Annotated in this window: 24 protein-coding genes; 17 read left to right on the plus strand and 7 right to left on the minus strand. The window is 71.0% G+C overall.

The genetic code is table 11. The features are described 5' to 3' along the window. Nucleotides 1-129 precede the first annotated feature (129 nt). A complete protein-coding gene (locus KALB_RS11050; RefSeq protein WP_025355783.1) occupies nt 130-1,653 on the minus strand; it encodes a glycoside hydrolase family 3 protein in 1,524 nt (507 codons plus the stop codon). A 106-nt stretch (nt 1,654-1,759) separates the two neighbouring features. Here KALB_RS11050 and KALB_RS11055 point away from each other — a divergent pair, with 106 nt between their 5' ends. Together KALB_RS11055 and KALB_RS11060 are read left to right on the plus strand one after the other, a co-directional pair. Next, nucleotides 1,760-2,704: a class A beta-lactamase-related serine hydrolase gene (locus KALB_RS11055; RefSeq protein WP_236650221.1), complete on the plus strand. Its 945-nt coding sequence runs from the start codon at nt 1,760-1,762 to the stop codon at nt 2,702-2,704. A 105-nt stretch (nt 2,705-2,809) separates the two neighbouring features. Next, on the plus strand, nt 2,810-4,408 hold the full coding sequence (locus KALB_RS11060; protein ID WP_025355785.1) for a GMC oxidoreductase: 1,599 nt from the start codon (nt 2,810-2,812) through the stop codon (nt 4,406-4,408). 2 nt (nt 4,409-4,410) lie between these two features. Here KALB_RS11060 and KALB_RS11065 read toward each other — a convergent pair whose 3' ends face one another. From KALB_RS11065 to KALB_RS11085, 5 genes are all read right to left on the minus strand, one after another. Further along, a complete protein-coding gene (locus KALB_RS11065; protein ID WP_030108754.1) occupies nt 4,411-5,418 on the minus strand; it encodes an alpha/beta hydrolase in 1,008 nt (335 codons plus the stop codon). 252 nt (nt 5,419-5,670) lie between these two features. After that, entirely contained in the window at nt 5,671-6,369 is a 699-nt protein-coding gene (locus KALB_RS43795) for a VC0807 family protein (protein WP_025355787.1), read from the minus strand. A gap of 43 nt (nt 6,370-6,412) precedes the next feature. Continuing rightward, nucleotides 6,413-7,366 (minus strand): LysR family transcriptional regulator, encoded by a 954-nt coding sequence (locus tag KALB_RS11075; protein ID WP_081789292.1) that lies wholly within the window; start codon nt 7,364-7,366, stop codon nt 6,413-6,415. A gap of 19 nt (nt 7,367-7,385) precedes the next feature. After that, entirely contained in the window at nt 7,386-8,759 is a 1,374-nt protein-coding gene (locus tag KALB_RS11080) for an MFS transporter (RefSeq protein WP_148309430.1), read from the minus strand. A gap of 35 nt (nt 8,760-8,794) precedes the next feature. Further along, entirely contained in the window at nt 8,795-9,265 is a 471-nt protein-coding gene (locus tag KALB_RS11085; RefSeq protein ID WP_236650222.1) for a flavodoxin family protein, read from the minus strand. Between the two features lie 445 nt (nt 9,266-9,710). Here KALB_RS11085 and KALB_RS11090 point away from each other — a divergent pair, with 445 nt between their 5' ends. Genes KALB_RS11090 through pcaB form a run of 12 tightly spaced genes read left to right on the plus strand, consistent with a single transcriptional unit; the run spans nt 9,711 to nt 21,481 of the window. Continuing rightward, the gene (locus KALB_RS11090; RefSeq protein ID WP_025355791.1) at nt 9,711-10,529 is read left to right on the plus strand and encodes a 2-amino-3,7-dideoxy-D-threo-hept-6-ulosonate synthase; all 819 of its coding nucleotides are present in this window, start codon (nt 9,711-9,713) and stop codon (nt 10,527-10,529) included. After that, nucleotides 10,526-11,617, plus strand: coding sequence for a 3-dehydroquinate synthase II family protein (locus KALB_RS11095; protein WP_025355792.1), 1,092 nt, complete (start codon nt 10,526-10,528; stop codon nt 11,615-11,617). Before KALB_RS11090 ends, KALB_RS11095 begins: the two co-directional genes overlap by 4 nt. A gap of 5 nt (nt 11,618-11,622) precedes the next feature. Next, entirely contained in the window at nt 11,623-12,981 is a 1,359-nt protein-coding gene (locus KALB_RS11100) for a class I adenylate-forming enzyme family protein (RefSeq protein WP_025355793.1), read from the plus strand. A 17-nt stretch (nt 12,982-12,998) separates the two neighbouring features. Then, the gene (locus KALB_RS11105; protein WP_025355794.1) at nt 12,999-13,274 is read left to right on the plus strand and encodes an acyl carrier protein; all 276 of its coding nucleotides are present in this window, start codon (nt 12,999-13,001) and stop codon (nt 13,272-13,274) included. After that, on the plus strand, nt 13,271-13,504 hold the full coding sequence (locus KALB_RS11110; protein ID WP_025355795.1) for an acyl carrier protein: 234 nt from the start codon (nt 13,271-13,273) through the stop codon (nt 13,502-13,504). Before KALB_RS11105 ends, KALB_RS11110 begins: the two co-directional genes overlap by 4 nt. After that, complete coding sequence (locus tag KALB_RS11115; protein WP_025355796.1) at nt 13,501-14,622, plus strand: beta-ketoacyl-[acyl-carrier-protein] synthase family protein; 1,122 nt, start codon at nt 13,501-13,503, stop codon at nt 14,620-14,622. The genes KALB_RS11110 and KALB_RS11115 overlap by 4 nt, the downstream gene beginning before the upstream one ends. Continuing rightward, the gene (locus tag KALB_RS11120; protein ID WP_025355797.1) at nt 14,619-15,146 is read left to right on the plus strand and encodes a hypothetical protein; all 528 of its coding nucleotides are present in this window, start codon (nt 14,619-14,621) and stop codon (nt 15,144-15,146) included. Before KALB_RS11115 ends, KALB_RS11120 begins: the two co-directional genes overlap by 4 nt. Beyond that, nucleotides 15,143-16,804 (plus strand): 3-aminoavenalumate diazotase, encoded by a 1,662-nt coding sequence (locus tag KALB_RS11125; protein WP_025355798.1) that lies wholly within the window; start codon nt 15,143-15,145, stop codon nt 16,802-16,804. Before KALB_RS11120 ends, KALB_RS11125 begins: the two co-directional genes overlap by 4 nt. A 5-nt stretch (nt 16,805-16,809) precedes the next feature. Further along, nucleotides 16,810-17,298: an L-2-amino-thiazoline-4-carboxylic acid hydrolase gene (locus KALB_RS11130; protein WP_236650223.1), complete on the plus strand. Its 489-nt coding sequence runs from the start codon at nt 16,810-16,812 to the stop codon at nt 17,296-17,298. 3 nt (nt 17,299-17,301) lie between these two features. Next, nucleotides 17,302-18,246: a 3-diazoavenalumate denitrifying reductase gene (locus KALB_RS11135; protein WP_025355800.1), complete on the plus strand. Its 945-nt coding sequence runs from the start codon at nt 17,302-17,304 to the stop codon at nt 18,244-18,246. Further along, nucleotides 18,243-20,123 carry an FAD/NAD(P)-binding protein gene (locus tag KALB_RS11140; protein WP_025355801.1) on the plus strand — a complete coding sequence of 627 codons (1,881 nt, stop codon included), beginning with the start codon at nt 18,243-18,245 and terminating at the stop codon, nt 20,121-20,123. Before KALB_RS11135 ends, KALB_RS11140 begins: the two co-directional genes overlap by 4 nt. Before the next feature lie 11 nt (nt 20,124-20,134). Next, a complete protein-coding gene (gene pcaB / locus KALB_RS11145; RefSeq protein ID WP_025355802.1) occupies nt 20,135-21,481 on the plus strand; it encodes a 3-carboxy-cis,cis-muconate cycloisomerase in 1,347 nt (448 codons plus the stop codon). 101 nt (nt 21,482-21,582) lie between these two features. Here the strand turns inward: pcaB and KALB_RS11150 are convergent, their stop codons facing one another. After that, nucleotides 21,583-22,386, minus strand: a complete 804-nt coding sequence (locus tag KALB_RS11150) for a lysozyme (RefSeq protein ID WP_025355803.1) — start codon at nt 22,384-22,386, stop codon at nt 21,583-21,585. A gap of 168 nt (nt 22,387-22,554) precedes the next feature. On the opposite strand from KALB_RS11150, the gene KALB_RS11155 reads away from it, so the two are divergent. From KALB_RS11155 to KALB_RS11165, 3 genes are read left to right on the plus strand one after another with little or no spacing between them, the layout of a single operon-like run. After that, the gene (locus KALB_RS11155; protein WP_025355804.1) at nt 22,555-23,208 is read left to right on the plus strand and encodes an NADPH-dependent F420 reductase; all 654 of its coding nucleotides are present in this window, start codon (nt 22,555-22,557) and stop codon (nt 23,206-23,208) included. Continuing rightward, complete coding sequence (locus KALB_RS11160) at nt 23,171-23,776, plus strand: TetR/AcrR family transcriptional regulator (protein ID WP_025355805.1); 606 nt, start codon at nt 23,171-23,173, stop codon at nt 23,774-23,776. Before KALB_RS11155 ends, KALB_RS11160 begins: the two co-directional genes overlap by 38 nt. 49 nt (nt 23,777-23,825) lie before the next feature. After that, complete coding sequence (locus tag KALB_RS11165) at nt 23,826-24,026, plus strand: type II toxin-antitoxin system antitoxin (protein WP_030111990.1); 201 nt, start codon at nt 23,826-23,828, stop codon at nt 24,024-24,026. The last annotated feature ends 82 nt before the right edge of the window (nt 24,027-24,108 follow it).

Raw genomic sequence — 24,108 nt, forward strand, 5'->3', positions numbered from 1 at the left:
CACCGGTCAATTTTGTGAGGATTTATCGACATGCTCATTTTTTGACAAAACCCAGGTAGAAGGCGTGCTGAGTGCGCAAAAACGCCCCACCTGCTTGACGTGCGAGCAGGTGGGGCGTAACGCCGAAAGCTAGTTCCGGTATCCGGCGAGCACCTCGGCGGCGGCCTGGCCGGACACCCGGGTGGCCCCGTGGGTCGCCAGGTGGAAAGAACCGGGCTTCGCGTCCTCGTTGTGGTGCGGCAGGCCCATCTCCACGATTCCGGCATCGGGTCGGGCCGCCGTGATTCGATTCAGCGCGGACGCCATCCACTCGTGCCGGTGTGCGTCGCGGACCACCAGCACCAGCGGCCTGCCCGCGGCGGGGGTCAGTGCCACCTCGGTCAGCCGCCCCGCGTCGGCGGCCTCCGCCGGGGTGAGCCGGGCCGCGGTGGTGCCGGCCAGCAGTTCGGTCAGCGGGGCGGCCAGGCCCCACGGGGTGCGGCGGTCGATGGCCTGGTTCATTTCCGGGTGGAACTCCACCACGTGCGGGGCCGAACTCAGCGGCAGCGCGGTCTGCCCGGGACCCACCGTCACCCGGATCGCCCGGCGCGCGGCGGTCAGCCCGATCGCCGGGTTGGTGCCCTGGTCGCGCGCGCTGCCCACCGCGGTGCCGACCCAGTCGGCCAGTGCCCGCACCCGGGTGGCCGCCTCCACCAGCCGCTGCTCGGGCAGCCGGCCGGTGGCCACCGCGTCGGCCAGCGCGTCACGCAGTCGCGTGGCGGTGGCCTCGTCGGCGAGGTCGCCGCCCACGCACACCGCGTCGGAGCCCGCCGCCACGGCCAGCACCGCGGCCTCGGCCAGCCCGTACCGGTCGGAGACCGCGCGCATCTCGATCGCGTCGGTGACGATCAGCCCGTCGAAGCCCAGTTCCTCGCGCAGCAGCTCGACCAGGATCCGCCTGCTCAGCGTGGCCGGGTGCGCGGTGTCGTAGGCCGGGACCATCAGGTGGCCGCCCATCACGGCGCACACCCCGGCGCGCACGGCCGCGCGGAAGGGCGGCAGCGCGATCTCGGCCAGTTCCTCCATCGAGGCGGCCAGCACGGGCAGGGCCAGGTGCGAGTCCACGCTGGTGTCCCCGTGCCCGGGGAAGTGCTTGACGCAGGCGGCCACCCCGGCCGCCTGCAGGCCGCGGATCCAGGCGGCGGTGTGCCGGGCCACCAGGTCCGGGCACGCGCCGAAGGAGCGCACGCCGATGACCGGGTTGTCCGGGTTGGAGTTGACGTCCCCGCTGGGCGCGTAGTCCAGGTTCACCCCGGCCGCGGCCAGGTCGTGGCCCAGGTCGCGGGCCAGTTCCTCGGTCAGCGCCACGTCGTCGACCACGCCCAGCGCCAGGTTGCCCGGCCGGGAGCTGCCGGTGTGCGCCTCCATCCTGGTGACGTCCCCGGCCTCCTCGTCGATGGCCACCAGCACGTCGGGGCGGCACTCGCGCAGCGCCGCGGTCAGCTCGCCGACCTGCGCGGGGGAGGAGATGTTGCGGGAGAACAGGACCACGCCGCCCAGGCCCTCGTCGAGCCGTCGGCGAACCCAGTCCGGCGGGCTGGTGCCCTCGAACCCCGGCTGCAGCACGGCGTCGGCGAGGCGGAGCAGTTCCCGGCTGCGCTGCTCGATGGGCACCGGCGTACCTCCTCGGTTATTGGACTAGACCAATGTTGGCACAGGTTCGCACACGGTCCCCGCAGCGTCAAGGCATTCGACAACGGTCAACAGGTAGCCTGCGGCGGTGACACGACTGGTACGGCTGGGCACCTGGTTACCCGTGACGGCGCTGCTGCTGACCGTGGCGGCCTGCGGTGGCACCTCCACGGCGGCCTCGCCCCAGGCTGCGAGCTCGACCAGTACCTCGACCAGCACCTCCAGCGCGGCGCCGACCAGCAGCACCACCACCGCCAGCACGACCAGCGGCGCGCCCGCCTGCCCCGCGCCCGGCGAGGACTTCGACTGCGACCTGCGCCAGCGCATCGCCTCGGTGGGCGGCTACCTGGCCAAGCGGCCCGGCACGACCGGGGTCGTGCTGCGCGACCGGCAGACCGGCGCGGTGTGGAGCAATGACAACGCGGGCGCGCACGTGTGGACCGCCTCCACGATCAAGCTCGCGATGACCGTGAACCTGCTGCTGCGCGACCGGGCGGGCGGCATCAGCCTGAGCTCGGCCGACCGCGCGCTGATCCACGAGATGCTCAACAGCTCCGACGACAAGGCCGCCGACACGCTCTGGTTCCGCTACGCGGGCGAGGACCACATGGCGTTCAACTCCGCCTTCGCCGAGTACGGCATGACCACCGTGCAGCCGCAGCGCGGGTTCAGCGAGTTCTACCCGTACTGGGGCTTCCAGAAGTGCACCCCGGTCGACCTGGACCACCTGATCAACTACGTGCTGACCAAGCTGCCCGCGGACCTGCGCGACTACGTGGTGGGCCAGATGCGCTCGGTGGCCCCGATCCAGCAGTGGGGCGTGTGGGGCGCCGGGCCCGCCGCGCGGCCGGGCACCAAGGACGGCTGGTCGCAGGAGCAGGGCGGCTGGGTGATGAACACCGTGGGCTTCGCGGGACCCGGCGAGCGCTACACCCTGGCCGTGATGAACAGCCTCAACGGGCAGGGCGGGTACGACGAGGGCAGGCAGACGGTCACCGAGGTGGCCAAGATCCTGTTCGACGGTCGCTTCTGATACGTGTTCTTGATCCCACTCGATCGTGTAGCTTTATCTATCAAGCCAAAAAAATCACGAGCTACGGGTTTGTGTGGAACACGTTCTAGCATCCATCATGGGGGCATGAGCCCGTCGTCCCTGTCTCGTCGGCGCTTCTTGGGTGCAGCCGCGCTCAGCGCCGCCTCCGCAGCGGGAGCGACCTTCGTGTCGACCTCGCCCGTCACCGCGGCGCCCAGCGGTGGCTTCGTTCCCGCACTGGTCATCGGAAGTGGTTACGGCGCATCGGTCACGGCCCTGCGGCTGGGTGAGGCCGGGATCGACACGCTGGTGCTGGAGATGGGCCGGCTCTGGGACGGCCCCGCCCCGTTCTGCCCCATGCTCACCCCGGACCGGCGCTCGATGTGGTTCCGCACCAGGACCGCTGCCCCGCTGGACAGCTTCCTGTGGCTGCCGGTGGTCAACCGCGACATCGACCCGTACCCCGGGGTGCTGGACCGGGTGGACTTCCCCAACATGAAGGTCTACGTGGGCCGCGGGGTCGGTGGCGGCTCGCTGGTCAACGGCGGCATGGCTGTGGTGCCGCAGCGCCGGTTCTTCCCGGAGATCCTGCCCGGGGTGGACGTGGACGAGATGTACGGCACGTACTTCCCGCTGGCCAACCGGATGCTCGGGGTCAACTCCGTGGACCCGGCCTGGTGGGAGGCCGCGGACTGCTACTCCTACGCCCGGGTCTCCCGTGCGGACGCGGCCAAGGCGGGCTACGGCACCTCGTTCGTGCCCAACGTCTACGACTTCGGTTACCTGGAAAGGGAAGCCGCCGGGCAGGTGGCCAAGTCCGCGCTGAACAGCGAGGTCATCTATGGCAACAACCACGGCAAGCGCAGCCTGGACAAGTCCTACATCCCGGCCGCGCTGGGCACCGGCCGGGTGCGGTTGCAGACCCTGACCCGGGTCACCGGCATCGCCAGGGACGGCGACGGCACCTACGCCGTGCAGACCGCCACGATCGACGAGTCCGGCGCGGTCACCGGCACCGCACTGATCAACTGCCGGTACCTGTTCCTCGGGGCGGGCAGCCTCGGCACCACCCAACTGCTGTTGACGGCAAGGGAAACCGGGGCGCTGCCCGGGCTCAACGACCAGGTCGGCCTGGGCTGGGGCGACAACGGCAACGTGATGACCGCCCGCGCCAACTGGAAGCCCACCGGCTGCGTGCAGGCGTCGATGCCCACGCTGGGCATCGACGCCACCAACGACCCGGTCCCGGTCTTCGCCGAGATCGCCCCGATCCCCGCTGGCGTCGAGACCTTCGCCAGCCTGTACCTGGCGATCACCAAGAGCCCCGAACGCGGCAGCTTCGGCTACGACCGCGCGAGCGGGACCGTGTCGTTGCGCTGGGGCAGCACGCAGAAGGACTTCGCGGTGTCGGCGGCGAAGAGGGTCTTCGACCGGATCAACGCCGCCAACGCCACGATCTACCGCCACGACCTGTTCTCCGGCAACAGGGCCTTCGGCGACGACTTCTGCTACCACCCGCTGGGCGGGGCAGTGCTGGGCAAGGCCACCGACCTGTATGGCCGGGTGTCGGGCTGCCCCAACCTGTACGTCAACGACGCCTCACTGATCCCGGGCTGGACCGGGGTGAACCCGTTCGTCACGATCACCGCGTTGGCCGAGCGCAACATGGCCCGGGTGCTCGCCGCGGACGGGCTGCACAACTGAGCTCAGCCGCAGCCGTGCTGCTGCAACCAGGCTCGGGTCGTGTCGCGGTAGTCGGCCGAGTTGACCGCCAGCGCCACGCTGTGGCCCGAGCCGGGCAGCACGGACACCGCGAGCTGCGCCGCCGGGCTGAAGTACGGCGCCTCCTGTGCGCGCAGGGCGTCCGCGCTGGAGCAGTCGCGGAAGACCCCGCAGAAACCGGTGTCGTTGGTGCCCAACACCATGAGCACGGGCACCGTGATGTTCAGCGAGACCGGGCTGGCCAGGCCGATCGTGATGATGTCGGTCAGGCTGGTGGTGGACACCTGGTCCTTGGCGAAGGCCTCGTCGGCGGCCACTGCCTGCGGGTCGAGGTCGCCGGGCGCGTAGTACATCTGGCCGCGCGAGCCCGGAACCGTCGTGAGGTAGCCGGGATCACCGCCGCGAGAGGACAGCTGTGGGTCCAGCGTCACCGGGTGCAGGCCGAGCACGACGTCCTGGATCACGATGGGGGCGTTGGGTACGTGGGTGGCGCCGGTGACCACGACCCCGTCCACGTCGTTGTAGGTCGAGGCCTCCATCATCGCGATGCCCGACCCGGCCGAATGTCCAACCAGGACAACACGGGTGAACTGGGTGCGCAGGCTCGTCACGACCTGGTGCACCACACTGGCTTGCAACGTTCCGGAGACGAGCGTGCTCAGCGGCCGCGAGCTCTGGCCCACGCCGATCTCGTCCATGGCGAACGTGGCCAGGCCGTGCACCGCCATGTCCCGCTGGTACGAGTACTGGTCCGGCTGGTAGGGAAGATCCCAGTAGGCGCTGTTGTACGTGGCTCCGTGCAGCAGGAGTTGCACGGTGCTCGGGGTCGAGTCCGAGGGCAGGCAGAGCTGGCCGTGCACGGTGTACTGGAACAGGCCGCTGCTGACGGGCGTGCTGGTCTGACTGCACTGCGCGGTGGGCGTGGCGGATGCGGGCGTCGCGAAGCAGGCCAGCAGCACGAGCATGGTGGCGAGGACCGATAACGGTCTCATCGGTAGCAAACCCTTCCTGTGTAGGGAAAACGGGAGGGCATGCACGTTAGGACGGTTCGCAGTGGACGGTGGGAACTGGCCACCATCGTGTGAACCGCCGTGAGGACCGGTTGGTGCTCCCGCAGCAATCCGGCGCGGCCGAACGGGGTTGCCGTCCCCGGATCGGGTGGCCCGGCGGCACGTCATGAAGGTGCCGTTCGTGACGGTCAACGTCGCGAACGGCACCTTCATGACATGGCAGCCGCGGGCAGCTCAGCGGGACTCGCGCGCCCCAGGACGGGACTCGGCGTCGGTTGGGCGGGACTCGTGGGTCAGGGCGGCGTGTTCGGCGTCGACCAGTGTGCGGAGCCTGGGCCTGGTGAACCGCACCGAGACGACCATGATCGCCAGCATGGCGATGCCGGGCGCCTGCGAGAGCAGGACGGACTCGCTCACCTCGGCGACCGAGTGGCTGTAGATGATCGCCAGCGAGCCCGCGGCGTTGCCGAGCATGGCAAGGCCCCACACCGCGGACAGCACGCGGTGGGCACGGCGGAACGGCGCGCGGTTGTGCCAGACCCGCTCGTAGGCGAGCTCGCGCAGCGGATCCCCGCGAGTGGCCATGGGCTTGGCGCCGAGGTAGCTCAGCGGTCGGCCGAACACGGTGGTGCCCAACACGTACAGGCCCGCCAGCGTCACGTACACGTTGCCCTTGGCCAGCAGGAAGCGCGGATCGCCGGTGACGAAGATCAGCGCGATGCTGAGGCCCAGCATGACCAGGACCAGCACGCCCAGCGTGTCCAGCCTGCCCCGTCGCACGGTGTTGACCAGGGCGTTGGCGGCGGTCGCCAGCCCGGCGATGGTCAGCGCCCAGAAGTCCCCCACCCCGAACGCGTGCAGGAGGTAGTAGCCGCCGATGGGCAGCACCACGTCGAGCACCATCGGCAGCACCGTACGCAGCTTGTCGGTCACGGGGGCAGCCTAAGGCTACTTGCGCGACGCAATCAAGTAGTTTCTAAGATGCTTGCTGGCGGGCCTGCCACTGGGAGTAGACCGGGTGCCCGTGTACGAGGGTCTGGTACCGCTTCACCACGGTCTCGTGCACGTGGTCGATGACCTCGGCCACCGGCGAGCCGCTGCGCCAGGCCAGCACGAGTTTGCGCCGCAGCGGGTTGCCGACCAGCGGGCGCAGCACCATGCCGGGGCTGTGCACCCCCGTGGGGTAGAACGCCCCGATCGCGTTGCCGGAGCGCACCAGCATCAGCGCGGTCGCCAGGTCCGCACCGGTGTGCCTGCACCTGGGCGTGAACCCGGCCTCCTCGCAGGCCAGCCGCAGGCCCGGGCTCAGCCCGGACAGCTTCTCCTCGGGCATCACCCAGTCCTGCCCGGCCAGCTCCGCCAGCCGCAGCTCGGCCCGGTCGGCCAGCGGGTGCGAGCTGGACAGCCCGACGAACGCGGACTCCTCGACCAGCGGTCTGGTCACCAGCCCGGCGGGCAGGTGCACGGCCAGTTCCGCCAGTTCCGGCACCACACCCACGTCGAACTCCGGGGAGCGCAGCACCTCGTTCAGCGACTCGAAGGTGCGCTCCAGCGAGGTCACCTGCTCGCGGTCGGGCAGCGACTCGCGCACCGCGCAGGCCAGCATCGCCACCACCGGGCCCAGCGGGCCGGTCACCAGCACCGGCGAGGCGGGCTGGTCGGTGTTGGTGAGTAGCCGGGAGGTCTCCAGCAGGTCGTCGAACTGCCCCAACAGTTCCCGCGACCGGCACACCACGTGCTCACCCAGTTCGGTCAGCTCCACCCCGGCCGGGTTGCGCGCGAACAGCGGCCCGCCGAACTCCTGCTCGATGCGCTGCAACTGCGCGGTCAGTCCGGACTGGGCGATCCGCAGCTGGATCGCCGCCCGGCTGATGCTGCCCGCCTCGGCCACCGACAGCACCACCTGGAGATGTCGCAATTCGACCTGCACGATGTTTTCCCCTCAGTGTTCAGTTCTCGTTCAGGCACACCACGATCAGCGCGAGCCCGGCCAGGCAGAGCAGGCAGGTCCAGCCCGCGGCGAAGGCCATCGCGTGCAGGTAGGCCGCGCCGTCGGTGAACGAGGCGCCGGTCCACGACCCGGCCGCGGCCCGGTAGGAGGAGGTCAGCAGCGAACCGACCACCGCCACGCCCAGTGCGCTGCCCACCTGGCGCATCGCGCTGGTCACCGCCGACCCCGCCCCGCTGCGCTCCGGCGGCAGCGCGGCCATGGACGCCGCCGTGGACGGCACGGCGACCAGCCCCATCGCGGCGCCCTGCACCAGCATCATCGCGGCGTACCAGGCGATCGGCGTGTGCTGGTCGAACAGCACGTAGCTGCCGAAGGTCGCGATGCTGACGGCCATGCCCACCGCGGCCACCCAGCGGGTGGACCAGCGCGCGACCAGACCGGGTGCCACCAGGTTGCCCAGCACGATGCCCAGCGCGGTCGGCGCGGTGGCCAGCCCGGCCGCCAGCGGGCTCAGCCCGCGCACGTCCTGGAGGTAGAAGGTGGCGTAGAACAGCTGCCCGGACACGCCGAAGAAGGCGATCATCAGGCTGAGGCTGCCGCCCGCGAACCGGCGCCGGGTGAACAGCCGCACGTCGAAGCTGGGCTCCGCGGCGCGCAGCTGTGCCACGGCGAACGCCCCGAGTAGGGCCAGTCCCACCAGGATCGGGCCGAGCACGTCCAGCCGGAGCCAGTCCTGGCCCGCGTTGATCACGCCGAAGACCACCCCGCCCAGCCCGGCGAAGGACAGCACGAGCCCCAGCGGGTCCAGTGGTCGTGGCCGGTCGGCGCGGTACTCCGGCACCCACAGCGCGATGCCGACCAGGCACAGCAGCACGATCGGCACGTTGATCAGGAACACCGAGCCCCACCAGAACCAGCCCAGCAGCGCCCCGCCCGCGACCGGGCCGATGGCCAGCCCCACCGCGGCGGCCGAGGCCCAGATCGCGATGGCCCTGCTGCGTTGCTCCGGCCGCGAAGCCATGATCACGATGGCGAGTGTGGCGGGCATCAGCAGCGCTCCGCCCAGCCCCATCGCGCCCCTGGCCAGCACCAACTGCACCGGGGTACTGGCGAACGCGGCCAGCGCGGAGGTCACCGAGAACAGCAGCAGCCCGGCGACCAGGGCGCGGCGCTGCCCGAACCGGTCGGCCAGCGCGCCGCCCGCGAACATCGCCGAGGCGAACACCACGGTGTAGGCGTTGATCGCCCAGGCCAGCTGGTCCGGGCTCGCACCGAGCCCGGACACCGGGTCGGCCAGGGTCTTCACCGCGATGTTGAGCACCGAGCTGTCCATGGACACCAGGGTCTGGGCCAGCACCGCGACCCCGAGCACCGCGGACCAGCGTGTGGGGCGTTCCAGCGCGAGGCTCACCGCGCGGGTGCCAGTGCGGCCCGGCCCGCCGCCACGACCAGCGCCTGCTCGGCGACCCTGCGGCCGAGGTGCTCGGCGGTGGCCAGGTCCGCGCGGTGCACGTCCTCCGGCTTGGAGTCCACATTGGACTGTGCGGCGGCCCCGTTGTGGAAGCCCAGCCGGTTCAGGTCCTGCTCGCTGCCCCGGGCGCGGTTCCAGCCCGGCAGCAGGCCAAGGTTGACCCAGGTCATGCCGTGCTGGGCGGCCAGTGTGGCGAAGTAGGCCAGGGTGGAGGACTTGTCCCCGGCCTTGGAGCCGGAGTTGGTGAAGCCCGCCGCCAGCTTGTCCCGCCAGCTCTGCCGCAGCCAGCGGCGCGCGGTCTCCTCCGCGAAGGCGTGGAAGGCCGCCGAGGCGGTGCCCATGTACGTGGGTGCGCCGAAGACGATGGCCTCGGCCTCGTCCAGTGCCGTCCAGTCGGCCGCCGACATCTGCGCCACTGGGATCAGCAGCGATTCACACCCGGGTACCGAACTCGCTCCGGAACCGACCGCCTCCGCGAATCTGGCGGTATGTCCTCCGCCGCCGTGGTAGGCGATGGCGACCCGGACAGAAATAGGCACGGCGCCTCTCCGATCTGAGGACATATTGCTGACGCGTATCGATGCAAAGGCATGTTAACCACCTGCGTCCATGGGTGACAGCGACGTTCGGACGGAGCGAACGTGCCTGTGTGTTCACAGTTGACCTACTGGTCGTGCCGCGCATACCAGACGTACTTCAAAGTAGGATCAGAGCTTGTTCGGTGCATTGTCAGAGTGCCGTGATCCGCGTTGCATAACTGCGGAGTTATCGCAGGTTGATACTGGCCGTGCCCTGATTTACGCGAAAACAATCATCTCGGGTCACAACGGGAGTGGGGACGAGGTGCGCAACGTGGCTGACACCGGGAAAGCGCTTCGCCTGCGGCGTCTGTCGCGGGCGGGGGACGGCAGGTACCTGTTCGTACCGCTGGACCACAGCGTCTCCGACGGGCCCGTGGCGGGCAACGAGGACTGGGACGAGCTGATCCGCGACCTGGTGCTCGGCGGGGCCGACGCGATAATCGTCCACAAAGGACGGATCCGGGCGATCAGCCCCGAACTGCTGGAGGACTGCGCCCTGGTGGTGCACCTGAGCGCGGGCACGGTGCACGCCGCCGACGCCCACGCCAAGGTGCTCGTCGGCGACGTGGAGGACGCGCTGCGGCTGGGCGCCGACGCGGTCAGCGTGCACGTCAACGTCGGCTCGGACACCGAGGCGCGGCAACTGGCCGACCTGGGTGCGGTGGCCAGCTCCTGCCAGGAGTGGAACGTCCCGCTGATCGCGATGGCCTACGCCCGAGGCCCCCGGGTGCGTGACTCGCACGACCCCGAGGTACTCGCCCACGTGGTGAACATCGCCGCCGATCTCGGCGCGGACCTGGTGAAGACCTCCATGGCCCTGCCGGTGGACCGCATGGCCGAGGTCACCGCCAGCTGCCCGATCCCCGTGCTGGCCGCGGGCGGTCCGCCCGCGCAGGCCGACCCGGACGGCTCGGGCCTTGCCGAGTACGCCCGCGCCGCGCTGGACGTGGGCTGCGCGGGACTTGCCATCGGCCGCAGGGTGTTCTCCGCGCCCAACCCGTTGTCGCTGGTGCACCGGCTGGCCGCCGTGCTGCACCCCGACGCCGTAGCCAACCACCCCTCGATGACGACAGGTGCAGGTGCCGCGTGAAATTCGCATGGATCGACCTCCGCTCCACCGCCGACACGCAGTTGGAGGCCGTGGTCGCCGCGGCCGTGCACGCCCGTGTGCAGGGCGTGGTCTCCGACAGGCCCGAGGTACTCGCCTCGCTGCCGCCCACGGTGACCAAGGTGCTGCTGCCCGCGCAGCCCGTCGCCGACGCACAGGTGGACCTGGTGACCACCGTGCTCACCGACGCCGACCAGTTGGACCGCCTCGTCGCGGAGAACCACAGCGGCGCGGTGTTCGTGGAGGTGGCCGACGACCGCACGCTGAAGCTGGCCTGCGCCGCGGCGGTCGCCCTGCCCTACACCGTGGTGAGCTTCGTGGACCCGACGAAGATCCCGCTGGAGATCGTGATCGCGGCGGCCGACCGCGCGCAGGGCAAGCTGATCTGCGTGGTCGCCGACCTCGAAGAGGCCACGATCGTGCTGGACGTGCTGGAGCACGGCTCGGACGGGGTCATGCTCGCGCCCCGCGACGCCACCGAGGTCTTCGCGCTGGCAAGGCTTCTGGAGGCGGGCACCCAGGACCTCGCGCTGAGCACGCTGGTCGTGGAGGGCATCGAGCACAACGGGCTCGGCGACCGGGTCTGCGTGGACACCTGCTCGCACTTCGAGGAGGACGAGGGCATCCTCGTCGGCTCCTACTCCTCCGGGTTCATCCTGTGCTGTAGCGAGACCCACCCGCTGCCGTACATGCCGACCCGGCCGTTCCGGGTCAACGCGGGCGCGCTGCACTCCTACGTGCTGGGCCCGGACAACCGCACGAACTACCTCAGCGAGCTCAAGTCCGGCAGCGTCACCCTGGCGGTCAACGCGGAGGGCCGCACCCGCCGCGTGGTGGTCGGCCGGGCCAAGCTGGAGTCCCGCCCGCTGCTGACGATCACCGCGCACTCGCCGGAGGGCGTCAAGGTCAGCCTGACCGTGCAGGACGACTGGCACGTGCGGGTGCTCGGTCCCGGCGGCAAGGTCCGCAACGTCACGGAGTTGCAGGCCGGTGACGAACTGCTGGGCTACATCGCCACCGACAAGCGCCACGTCGGCATCCCCATCGGTGAGTTCTGCAAGGAGAGCTGATCACGATGCGGCTGGTGGAGGACCTGCTGGATCGCCATCCGGACGACCTGCCCTACCTGGTGGCCGATCACGTTGTGACGCACGGGGAACTGCGTGAGGCGGTGGCGCACGAGACCGCGCTGTTCGCCTCGGCGGGCGTGGGACCGGGCAGCACCGTCGCGCTCCAGGTGCCGCCCAGCTTCACCCAGGTGGAGGTGCTGCTCGCCCTGTGGCGGCTGGGCGCCCAGGTGATGCTGATCGACCACCGGCTCAAGCCGGCCGAGGTCGACGCGCTGCGTGCGTTGTGCCGCCCGCAGTTCGTGGTGCGGGCCGGTGCCGCCGGGTGGTCGCGGCTGAACTTCCGGGCACGGCACGAACTGGTCACCGAGAAGCGGTCGGACGGCAAGCCCGCCGACACGGCGCACCGGCTCGTGCAGTTCAGCTCGGGTTCCACGGGGCTGCCCAAGGTGATCGGCCGCACCGAGAGCTCGCTGGCGGAGGAGATCGAGCGCTTCACCCGGATCGAGGGCATGCCCAAGTACGGCGACCGCGTGCTGCTGCTCAGTTCCACCGCGCACAGCTTCGGGCTGATCGCCGGGCTGCTGCACTCGCTCGCCGTCGGCGTCACAGTGGTCTTCGCCCCGCGCGTGGCCGCCGCCGACATGCTCGACGCCGCGCGCAAGCACGAGGTCACGGCGATCTTCGGCGTGCCGTTCCACTACGAGCTGCTGGGTTCGCTGCCCACCCCGCCCGCGCTGCCCGCCCTGCGGGTGGCCGTCTCCGGTGGGGAGATCATGCCGCCGGAGGTGGCCGAGCGGTTCCGGCTGGCCTACGGCGTGCCGGTGGGGGAGTCCTACGGCACCACCGAGACCGGGGTCATCGCCATGGACGTCAGCGGGCGGCAGCGCCCCGCGGTCGGCCCCGCGGCCCCGGGCATCCGGCTGCGGCTGGTCGACGGCGAGGTCGAGGTGGCGCTGGAGGGCACCCCGTACCTCACCGCCGACGGGCAGGAGCGGTTCGTGGCCGGCTGGCTGCGCACCCGCGACCGCGCGGAACTGACCACCGGCGGCGGGGTGCGGCTGCTGGGCAGGGGCGACTCGCTGGTGGTCATCGGCGGGCTCAAGGTGGACCTGACCGAGGTGGAGGCGGTGCTCGGCAGGCACCCGGCGATCACCGAGGCGGTGCTGGTGCACGGCGAGTCCATCGAGGCGTACGTGTCCACAGTGGACAAGGCGGTGGCCGCCGAGGATCTGATCCTGTGGTGCCGCAGCTTCCTGGCCGACTTCAAGCTGCCCAAGTCGGTGTGGGTGCTGCCCCAGCTCCCGCGCACCTCCAACGGAAAGCTCATCCGCGAGCGGTCGGTCCTGCGCGCGGCGATCAGTTGACGACAAGGGAAGGTTCCATGACCAGCTCCGTGCACAGCCAGGACGTCCGCGAGTTCGTGCTCAGCACCCTGGCCACCGAGATGAACGTGCCCATCGACCGCGACTCGCTCACCGACGACAGCCCCATCGGCACCAGCGGCATCGACCTGGAGTCGCTGAGCCTGGTCGAGCTGACCCTGCGGCTGGAGCGCCAGTTCGAGGTGAAGATCCCGGACTCGGATATCGAGGCCATCGGCGCGATGACCCTGGGCCAGCTGGTGGACGACATCGTGCGGCGCAGGGCGGCGGCGTGACCACCGAGCAGGTGCGCGAGCTGCTGGCCGACCGCAAGGTCTTCCCCGACCTGCCCGCCGACCTGGCCGACGACGCCCCGCTGGTGCTGGACTCCATGGCACTGGTGTGGCTGCTGCACCAGGTGCAGGCCAGGTTCGGGCTGACCGTGGACCCCTCCGACGAGGACCTGGCCCGGTTCGACTCGGTCGCGGGCATCACCGAGTACCTCAACTCCGGGGCGGTGCGATGACCGAGGAGGTGGTGGTCACCGGGTTCGGCGTGCACACCGCCTTCGGGCGCGGTGCGCAGGCCGTGCGGGACGGGGTGTTCGCGGGTGTGCCCGCCTTCGCCGCCGCCACCCGGTTCGACCCCACCCCCTACCGCACGCCGATGACGGCCGCCGCGCCCGGCGAGCCGGTGCTGCGGGAGGTGCTCCACGACTGCGCGCACGACGCGGTCACCATGGCCGGGCTGAACCGGGGCGCGCAGGCCGCGGTGCTGGTCGGCTCGGCGGGGGACTGGACGGCCGTCACCCGGTTCTGGCGCGAGCGGGAGGAGACCGGGCTCGCCGACAGCGTGCCCGCCCACCTGGCCCAGGGCCTGGCCGACCGGCTCGGCCTGCACGGCAGGCGGCTGGCCTTCACCAACGCCTGCGTCGCCTCGGCCAGCGCGCTCATCCACGGCTGGCGGCTGGTCAGCTCCGGCTGGGCGCCCGCCGCCGTGTGCGCGGGGGCGTACCTGGTGGAGGAGGAGAACCACGCCAAGTTCGACTCCGGGCGCGCGCTGGCCAAGGACGGTGCGGTGCGGCCCTTCTCCGCCGGTCGCAGCGGCCTGCTGCTGGGCGACGGGGTCGCGGTCCTCGTGCTGGAGTCGGCCAGGACCGCGCGGGAGCGGGGTGCGCGGGTGCTGGCCCGCTTCACCAGCTGGGGCATCGCCTCGGACGCCTACCACGTGGCCAAGCCGCACCCCGAGGGCCGGGGCATGGCCGCCGCGGCCCGCCAGGCACTGAACAGGGCTGGTCTGTCCACAGTGGACTACGTGAACGCGCACGGCACCGGGACCCCGCTCAACGACAGCGCGGAGACCAATGGGCTGCGCTCGGTGCTCGGACCATCCACAGTGGTCAGTTCGACCAAGGGCACGACCGGGCACATGCTGGAGGCCTCGGGGGCCGTGGAGTTCGTGATCTCACTGCTGGCCCTGCTGGACGGGGTGGTCCCGCCGACGGCCAACTACTTCGCCCCGGACCCGGCCTGCGACCTGGACTACGTCACCGAGGGCCCGCGCAAGGCCGACCTGCGCCAGGTGCTCAGCCTCAACGCCGCGTTCGGCGGCATGAACACCGCGATCGTGCTGGAGCACGCATGACACTGCGGGTGCGTTCCTCAGCCAAGGTCGACGGGCCGGTCGACCTGCCCGCCGTGCCGGGCTTCATCGAGTCCACGTTCAACCCGCTGGTGCACCACGTGGCCACGAACTGCCTGGCGGGCCAGGACATCCCCGGCGACCGGCTCGCCGTGGTGCTCGGCAGCCTGGTCGGCGACTGCACCACCACCGACCTGGCCAGCCGCCTGCTGGTGCAGGGCCAGGTACACAATGCGCTGCTGTTCATGCAGGCCACCGCGAACGCCGTGCTCGGGTACCTCAGCCGCGAGTTCGACATCACCGGACCGCTGCTCGCACTGTCCACCATGGACGGCATGGACGACGAGCTGCTGGACACCGCCGAACTGCTGCTGGCCGACCCCGGGCTGGACGCGGTGCTGGTGCTCGGTGTCGAGCTGGTACCCACCGAGCGCGCCGCGCACGCCCTGTCCCTGCTGCCCGCGACCGCGCCCCGGCACGACCTCGCGATCGCCCTGCTGCTCGAACGCCACCCGGAGGAACCGTGATCACCAAGGAAGAACGCGCGCAGATCAACGCCGACCCCGAGTTGGGCGCGGGCAACGTGCTGCACCGCCTGCGCGCCTACGGCAGGCCCACCGACCGGCCGGTGCTGTGGACCGACGGCACCTGGCGCGCACCCGACGGCAGCCACCCCGAGGTGATCACGCTCGGCGAGTTGTACGAGTACGTGGAGACCTATGCGGGTTTCTACCACGGCAAGGGGATCCGCCCGCGTGACGTGGTCGGGGTGCTCACCGCCTCCAGCACCGAGTTCGCGATCAACTTCATGGCGATCAACTCGCTGGGTGCTATCCCGTCCTTCGCCAACGCCAAGCTGCGCCCGGAGATCGCGCGCGAGTACATCCGCCGCCAGGGCGCCAGCGGGGCGGTCACCGACACCGAGCGGCACGAGGTGCTCGCCGGGGGAGAGCTCGGTTTTGTCGTTACCGCCGAGGACATCCGGCCGGAGCACCGCGCGCAGTTGCCGCAGGGCTGGCCCTACCGGCACGACCCGACCGACCCGATCATCATCTCGCACTCCTCGGGCACCACCGGCATGCCCAAGGCCGTGCCGCACACCCACCAGACCCTGCTCTACGCCCAGTTGCACCGGCTCAAGCTGTCCGTGGGCGGGTCCATGGGCAGGTTGCTGGTCGCCCTGCCCGGCAACCACAACGCGGCCATGTCGGTGATGATGTTCGGCCTGCTGCTGGACTCCCCGGTGTACCTGCAGTCCAGCCAGCGCGGCAGCGATGTGCTCGACGCCATCGAGAAGTTCAAGCCCACCACGGTGTTCGGCTTCTCCGGCACCTACGGGCAGATCGCGACCTCCGATCTGTCCACAAGGGACATGTCCAGCATCGAGGCGTACTACAACACCGGGGACGCCGCCCACGAGGCGCACATCCGGGTGCTGGTCGCGCAGGGCAGCCACGAGGAGATCGGCCCGGACTTCAAGCCGGTGCGGGTGCCCGGCTCGGTGTTCACCGACGGCCTGGGCTCCTCGGAGACCGGCTACTCGATCTTCCACAACGGGCACAAGCCGGGCAGCGCCTCCTTCGGCCGCTGCATCGGCAAGCCGATGAGCTTCGCGCAGGCCGCCGTGCTGTCCGAGGACGGCCGCCCGCTGCCCGCCGGCGAGGTCGGCAGGCTCGGCGTGCGCTCGCCAACGCTGACCCCCGGCTACTGGAACGACAGCCTCACCTGGCACAAGCTGCGGCTCGGCGGTTACTGGCTGACCGGGGATCTGGCCATGCAGGACGCCGAGGGCAACTTCTACCACCTGGACCGGGCACCGGACGCTATCCGTACCGAGGCGGGCATCGTGTTCAGCACCCGCACCGAGGAGCTGCTGCTGGCGAGCCTGCCGGAACTGGCCGACTGTACCGTCACCGCGATCGCCGAGGAGGGCGTGCGCGCGGACTGGGACGGTGACGGCGTGGCCGAGGCGTACGTGCTGCTCCAGTTCACCGATGGGGCGCGGGAACCCGGGGACCTCACCGGGTGGGTGAACGAAGTCCTTGCCGGACAGGGCTTTCCGCCGGTGACCCGCGCGCTGCGCATGGACAGCACCGACGTGTCCACCGGGGTCACCGGCAAGGTGCTCAAGCGGGTGATGCGCGAGCGTGCGCGCGAGCTGGTCGCCCGCGCCGACCAGGGGTGATGACCATGCAGCCGATGGAGGTGTACCGGCTGTGGTGGCTGCACGACGCCCGCTGGTACCAGGGTGTGGCCAAGCGGTTCGGGCAGGAGGTGGCCAACGAGATCAACGCGGAGGCGTTGCGCTTCGTGGCCACCCGGGTGGGCAAACAGGTGGCGCGGGCCTTCGCCAAACCGGTGAACCAGGCCGATGCCAAGGAACTGGCGGCCCTGTTCGAGCGGTGCGCGGACATCATGTTCCCCAACGAACTGCGCGACGGCGGTGTCACCGCACTGGACGAGGAACTGTTGGAACTGACCATGCGGCAGAACTTCGCGGTGGTCATGGTGCGCATGGCGGGCTCGTTGGAGGGCTACCAGTGCCCCTGCACGGAAATCCATGCCGGGTGGGCCGAGGGCCTGGGCGTGGAGTTGTCGGAGAACAGGGCGACCGGGTGCCTGCGGCACGGTGATCCGCAGTGCCGCCTGCTGATGAGGGTCGCCGGGACAGGGGAGTAGATCATGCGTGTGCTGCTGGCCGGTGCGACCGGGGTGATCGGCCGTGCCCTGCTGCCGCTGCTGCGCGGGGAGCGCCACCACGTGACGGTGCTGGTCCGCGACCAGGCCGCCGCCGCGGAGCTGGACGTGGACCGGGTGGTGGTCGCCGACCTGCTGGACCGGCACGCCGTGCACGCCGCCGTGTTCAGCGCGGCCCCGGAAGTCGTTGTGCACCAAGCGACCGCGCTGCGACCGGGTACCGGCGACACCCGGTGGGAGGTGTTCGAGCGCACCGCGCGGGTCCGCACCGAGGGCACCGCCAACCTGGTGGACGCGGCGCTGGCCTCGGGCACGCGGCGGGTCGTGGCGCAGAGCATCGCCTTCGCCACGGCCCCACACGGCGGGCCGCTGCTGGACGAGGAGGCACCGCTCTACCTCGACCCGCCCGACGCCGTGTGGTCCACCACCGTGCGTGCGATCGCGGAGCTGGAACGCCTGGTGCTGCACACTTCCGGCGTCGAGGGTGTGGTGCTGCGCTACGGCACGCTGTACGGCAGGGACACCGCCTACGACCTCAACGGGCCGTTCGGACAGGCGGTGCGGCTGGGCAAGCTGCCGCTGATCGGGGACGGCACCGGCATCAACTCCTTCCTGCACGTGGAGGACGCGGCCGACGCGGCGGCCACCGCCGTGATGTCCCGCGCCACCGGGCTGTTCAACATCGTCGACGACGATCCGGCCACGGCCCGCACCTGGTTGCCGCACTACGCAAGGGCTTTCGACGGGCCGCACCCGCGCCAGGTGCCCGCGGAGCTGGGGGCGCGGCTGCTTGGCTGGTTCGCGGCCCACCAGCAGACCCGGCTACGCGGGGCCAGCAACCGCAAGGCCCGCGAGCAACTGGGCTGGCGGCCCGGCGTGTCCAGCTGGCGCAACGGGCAGCGGCTGTGCCTGGTCGGTGCGGGCCGATGACGGTGCTCAGGATCTGCCTGGTCGGCGCCGGTCCGCGCGGGACCTCCGTGCTGGAACGGATCTGCGCCAACCGGCCCCGTGAGGTCGAGGTCGAGGTGCACGTGGTCGACCCGTACCCGCCCGGTGCGGGTTCGGTCTGGCGCACCAACCAGTCCGGGCACCTGCTGATGAACACCGTGGCCTCCCAGGTGAGCCTCTACACCGATCCGAGCGTGGCGTGCGAGGGCCCGATCGTGCCGGGGCCGAGCCTGTACGAGTGGGCGCTGGACGCCGACTCCCGCGAGTACCCGCCGCGGGTGCTGGCCGAGGCCCGTGCGCTGGGGCCGGACTCCTACCCGAGCCGCTCGCTGTACGGCTACTACCTGGAGTGGGTCTTCCAGCGGCTGACCGGGCAGCCGGGCATCGCCGTGACGGTGCACCGCGCCACGGCGCTGACCCTGGAGGACGCCCGCGACGGGCGCCAGGTGCTGACCCTGGACAACGGGTCCACTGTGGACAATCTGGACGCCGTGGTGCTCGCGCTGGGGCACGGGCCCGTGGTGCTCACCGAGCAGGAGACCGAACTGCACGAGTTCGCCGAGCAGCACGCCCTGCGCTACGTGCCGCCCAGCAACCCCGCGGACGTGGACCTGTCCGGTGTCGCGCCGGGGGAGCGGGTCGCGCTGCGCGGCATGGGCCTGAACTTCTTCGACTACCTCGCTCTGTTCACCGAGGGGCGTGGCGGTCGCTTCGAACCGACCGCCAGCGGGCTGGTGTACCACCCGTCCGGCCGGGAACCCCTGCTGTACGCGGGATCGCGGCGCGGCATCCCGCACCACGCGCGGGGCGAGAACCAGAAGGGCGCGGTCGGCAGGCACCACCCGGTGTTCCTGACCCCGGAGGTGATCGAGGACCTGCGGGCGCGCCCCAGCATCCGGTTCATGCACGACATCTGGCCGCTGATCGACAAGGAGGTGCGCGCGGTCTACTACGGCACCCTGCTGGCCGACCGGCCCGGTTTCGCCGAGCAGTACGCGCAACTGCTGCGCGCCGAGGAGGACGACAGCGCGCTGCTCACCGTGCACGGAGTGTCCGAAGAGGACAGATGGAGCTGGGAGCGGGTCGCCCGTCCTTACGGGGACAGGGAGTTCGCCGACCCGACGGCCTTCCACCGCTGGTTGCTGGAGTACCTGAGGCACGACGCCGACCAGGCCCGCCGGGGCAACGTGCACAGCCCGCTCAAGGCGGCCCTGGACGTGCTGCGGGACCTGCGCAACGAGATCCGGCTCGTGGTGGACCACGGCGGCATCACCGGCAGTTCCTACCGCGACGAACTCGCCCGCTGGTACACCCCGCTCAACGCCTTCCTGTCCATCGGGCCGCCACTGCGCCGCATCGAGGAGATGACCGCGCTGATCGAGGCAGGGGTGCTGCGGGTGGCCGGTCCCGGCATCCGGGTGCGCCGCGCGCCCGACGGCACGGCGTTCCTGGTGGACGCGGTGGCCGTGCCCGCCCCGCCGGTGGCCGTGACCACGCTGGTCGAGGCGCGCATCCCGGACATCGACCTGGCGCGCAGCACCAATCCGCTGCTGCGCTACCTGCGGGCCACCGGCCAGGTGCGCTCCTACCGGATCCCCGACGAGGCCGCGGAGCCGTTCGACAGCGGCGGGGTCGCCGTCACCGCACGCCCGTACCACGTGATCGACGCCGCACACCGGGCGCACCCGAGGAGGTTCGCGTTCGGCGTGCCGACCGAGTACGTACATTGGGTGACCGCGGCCGGGATCCGGCCCGGGGTGGGCTCGGTGACCCTGGAGGACTCGGACGCGATCGCCAGGGCGGCGCTGAGCTGTGCGTCGCCGCGACGCGAGTGGGACATGGCGACGGTCGCCGGGTGAGGAGAACTGCCGTGGCGGGAACGGATTCCGGGCTGCTGGCCCCGACGTGGGCCGGTACGCCGGTGGCGCGTGCGGTCGAGGACGAGGCCTGGCTGCGCGCCATGGTCGACGTGGAGGGCGCGCTGGCCAGGGCGCAGGCCCGGCTCGGCGTGATCCCGGCCGCCGCCGCCGAGGCGATCAGCGCGGTGGACGCCGGTCGCATCGACCTGGTCGAGCTGGCGGAGCGTTCGCGTGCGGCGGCCAACCCCGTGGTGGCCTTCGTGCCCGCGCTGACCGCGCTGCTGCCCGAGGAGGCCAGGGAGTACGTGCACCGGGGCTCGACCAGCCAGGACATCCTGGACTCGGCCACGATGCTGGTGGTCAAGCGTGCGCTGGGGCTGCTCGTGCCCGACCTGCGCCGGGTGGCCGCCGCCCTGGCCGGGCTCGCGGAGCGGCACCGCGACACCGTCATGGCCGGTCGCACGCTCGGCCAGCACGCCGTGCCGATCACGTTCGGGCTCAAGGTGGCCACCTGGTTGCAGCTCGTGCTGGACGCGTTGGACCGGATCAAGGCCCTGGTGCTGCCCGCCGAACTCGGTGGTGCCGCGGGAACGCTGGCCGCCTACGTGGAGTACGCCAAGCTGTCCGGTGTGGACGGTGGCGTCGAGCTGATCGAGCCCTTCGCCGAGGAGCTGGGGCTGGCCGTGCCGGTGCTGCCCTGGCACACCGCGCGCACCCCGCTGGTGGACGTGGCCGGTGCCCTGCAGATCGTCACCGGAGCGCTCGGCAAGATCGCGCTGGACGTGCAGGTGCTGTCCCGTACGGAGATCGGTGAGCTGGCCGAGCCCGCGGCCGAGGGCAGGGGCGCATCCTCGGCGATGCCCCAGAAGCGCAACCCCGTGCTGGCCACGCTGATCGTCAGCGCCGCACGGCAACTGCCCGCGCTGGTCAGCGTGCTCGCGCAGGCCATGGTCGCCGAGGACGAGCGGCCCGCCGGTGCCTGGCACGCCGAGTGGCAGCCGCTGCGCGAGGCCCTGCGCCTGGCGGGCGGCGCGGCGCACACCGCCGCCGAGCTGGTCGAGGGCCTGGAGGTGTTCCCGGAACGTATGGCGTCCACTGTGGACGTCCTCGGTGGAGCGATCGTCAGCGAGCGGCTGAACGTGGCGCTGGCTCCGGTGCTGGGCAAGGCGGCGGCCAAGAAGGTGCTGGGTGCGGCCACCGCCGAGGCCGCGCGCAGCGGGCGCCCGCTGCGCGAGGTGCTGGCCGAGCAGGTCGAGGTGGACCTGCCCCTCGACGACCTGCTCGACCCCGCCCGCTACCTCGGTGCGGCCGGTGCGCTGGTGGACCGGGTGCTGGCCAGGTACCGGCTCAGCACCTGATCAGCCGGGCAGTTGCCACTGCTGGTTCGTCGCAGTCGTAGTGCGGCACGGGAATCCGCGCGGGGACGCGACTTCCGGTGTCCCCGCGCGGAACCCGGTGCTCAGCCGTTGGCCAGTGCCTGCACCCGGTCGTAGGCCCCGTTGAAGTAGTCCTGGTCACCGGGGAAGGTGCCCTTGTCGGCGTACTGCCAGATCGTCCAGAAGCCCCAGCCCGCGGGCAGTGTGCCCACGCTGCTGGCGTAGCGGGCGATGAACAGCGGGTTGGTCGAGCCCAGGCCGCTCCAGTTGCCGGTGCACTGGGTCCACCAGTTCGTGGTGGTGTAGATGGTGGCGTAGCGGGAGGTCTTGGCCTTCACCTCGTTGACGAAGGACTGGATCCAGGACCTCATCGAGGCCTGGCTCAGGCCGTAGCAGGTGTCCCCGCTCGGCGCGTACTCGATGTCCAGCATGGGCGGCAGGGTCTTGCCGTCCCGCGACCAGCCGCCGCCGTGCGCGACGAAGTAGTCGGCCTGCGCCGCGCCGCTGGAGGCGTTGGGCCGTGCGAAGTGGTAGGCCCCGCGGATCAGGCCCGCGTTGTAGGAACCGTTGTACTGGTGGGCGAAGGTCGGGTCGGTGTAGGTGGTGCCCTCGGTCGCCTTGACGTAGGCGAACTTGGCGCCCTTGGCCGCGACCGAGGACCAGTCCACGTTGCCCTGGTAGTGGCTCACGTCCAGGCCGTTGGTGAGGGCGGCGGGCGCGAAGGCCCGGCCGTCGCCGTGCCCCTCGTGCTTGACCACCTGGGATCCCGCCCAGTGCAGGGCGGGATCGTCCTCGCTCGGGCTCGCCGAGGCCGGGCTGATCGAGGTCATGGCCAGTGCACAGGTGGCCAGACCGACGAGTGCGGCGACTAATCGGGTGCGCTTCATGACGAGTTCTCCCCATTGTCGGCGCGGCACAGCAGGGGTTGTTGGCCGCGTCTGATCGCATCGTGGCCGATCTGTCACCTCCTCACCAGGATTTTGGTGAATCAGTCACACGTACTTGCCGAACTGAGTCGTTCGGTTTAGTTTTTGTGCCCGAAGAAGGGAGCGGTCATGCGGATCGCGGTGCTGGGTACGGGAATGGTCGGTCAGGCAGTCGGCGGCAAGCTCGCCGAGCTGGGCCACCAGGTGCGGATGGGCTCACGCGGAGCGGACAACCCGGGTGCGCTGGAGTGGGCCGCGGCGGTCGGCAACGGGGCCTCGGTGGGGACTTTCGCCGATGCCGCGGAGTTCGGTGAAATCGTGGTGAACGCGACCGGCGGGGCCGTGGCGATGGACGTGCTGCGCGCGGCCGGTGCGCGGACGCTGGCGGGCAAGGTGCTGCTGGACATCGCCAACCCGCTGGACTTCGGCGGGGACGCGGTCTCGCTCAGCGTGGTCAACACCGACAGCCTCGGCGAGCAGGTGCAGCGCGAGTTCCCCGAGGCGCGGGTGGTCAAGGGGCTCAACACGCTCAACGCCTCGGTGATGGTCGAGCCGGGGCGCGTGCCCGGTGAGCACAACCTGTTCGTCTGCGGCAACGAGGCCGAGGCCAAGAAGATCGTCGTCGAGCTGCTGGTGAGCTTCGGCTGGGCCGCCGAGTCGATCATCGACCTGGGCGACATCACCGCTGCGCGCGGCACGGAGATGCTGCTTCCCCTGTGGCTGCGACTGATGGGTACCTTCGGGCATGCCGACTTCAACTTCCAGGTCCAGCGGGCCCGCTGAGCGCAAGGGGCGGCCCCGGTCGGTCGAGAAGGACCAGGCGATCCTGGCCGCCGCGCTCGACCTGCTGGCCAAGGAGGGGTTCACCCGGATGACCCTGGACGGGGTGGCCGCCGCTGCCGGGGTCAGCAAGGCCACCATCCACCTGCGCTGGCGCACCAAGGCCGACCTGGTGACCGCCGCGCTGGAGTCCATGCGGCTGAACACCACCGTGCACCAGGTCGGCGAGGTCCGCGCCGACCTGGTCGCGCACCTGGAGGAGTTCCGGCTGACCCTGGAGCGGGTCAACGGCATGCCCATGATCGGCACCTGCCTCGCCGAGGAGGCGCACACCCCCGAGCTGCTCGACCTGTTGCGCGAGCGCACCGTGCGACCGCGCCGTGCCCTGTTCCGCGAGGTGCTGGCCCAGGCCCGCGAGCGGGGCGAGCTGGCCGCCGACGTGGACCTCGACGCCGCGACCAGCGCGCTGATCGGCAGCTACTACGCCGACAGGCTCGCCGGGCGGGTCACCGACGCGCGATGGACCGAGCGGGTCGTCGACCAGGTGCTGAACGGTCTCCGGCAAAGGTGATATCTACATGCTAGGCTGAAAGTATCAGGTGAACCGGGGAGGGCGCACTGTGGCCGAGCGCAAGGGTGTGCTGCTGAGACTGGATCCCGCAGTGCACGACGCGCTGGCCAAGTGGGCCGCCGACGAGTTGCGCAGCACCAACGCCCAGATCGAGTTCCTGTTGCGCCACGCGCTGGCCGACGCGGGCCGCCTGCCCAGCAACCTCGGCCGCATCCCACGCCGCGGCCGCCCCGCCAAGACCGAGGACTGACCCCGCGGGTCAGCGCGTGTCGGCGCTGCGTGTGCGGTGTGTCGGACGTTGCGGTACGGCGTGTTTGCGGTTCGAGCGCTGT

This window comes from Kutzneria viridogrisea DSM 43870 (assembly GCF_000525635.1).
Classification (GTDB): Bacteria; Actinomycetota; Actinomycetes; order Mycobacteriales; family Pseudonocardiaceae; genus Kutzneria; species Kutzneria viridogrisea.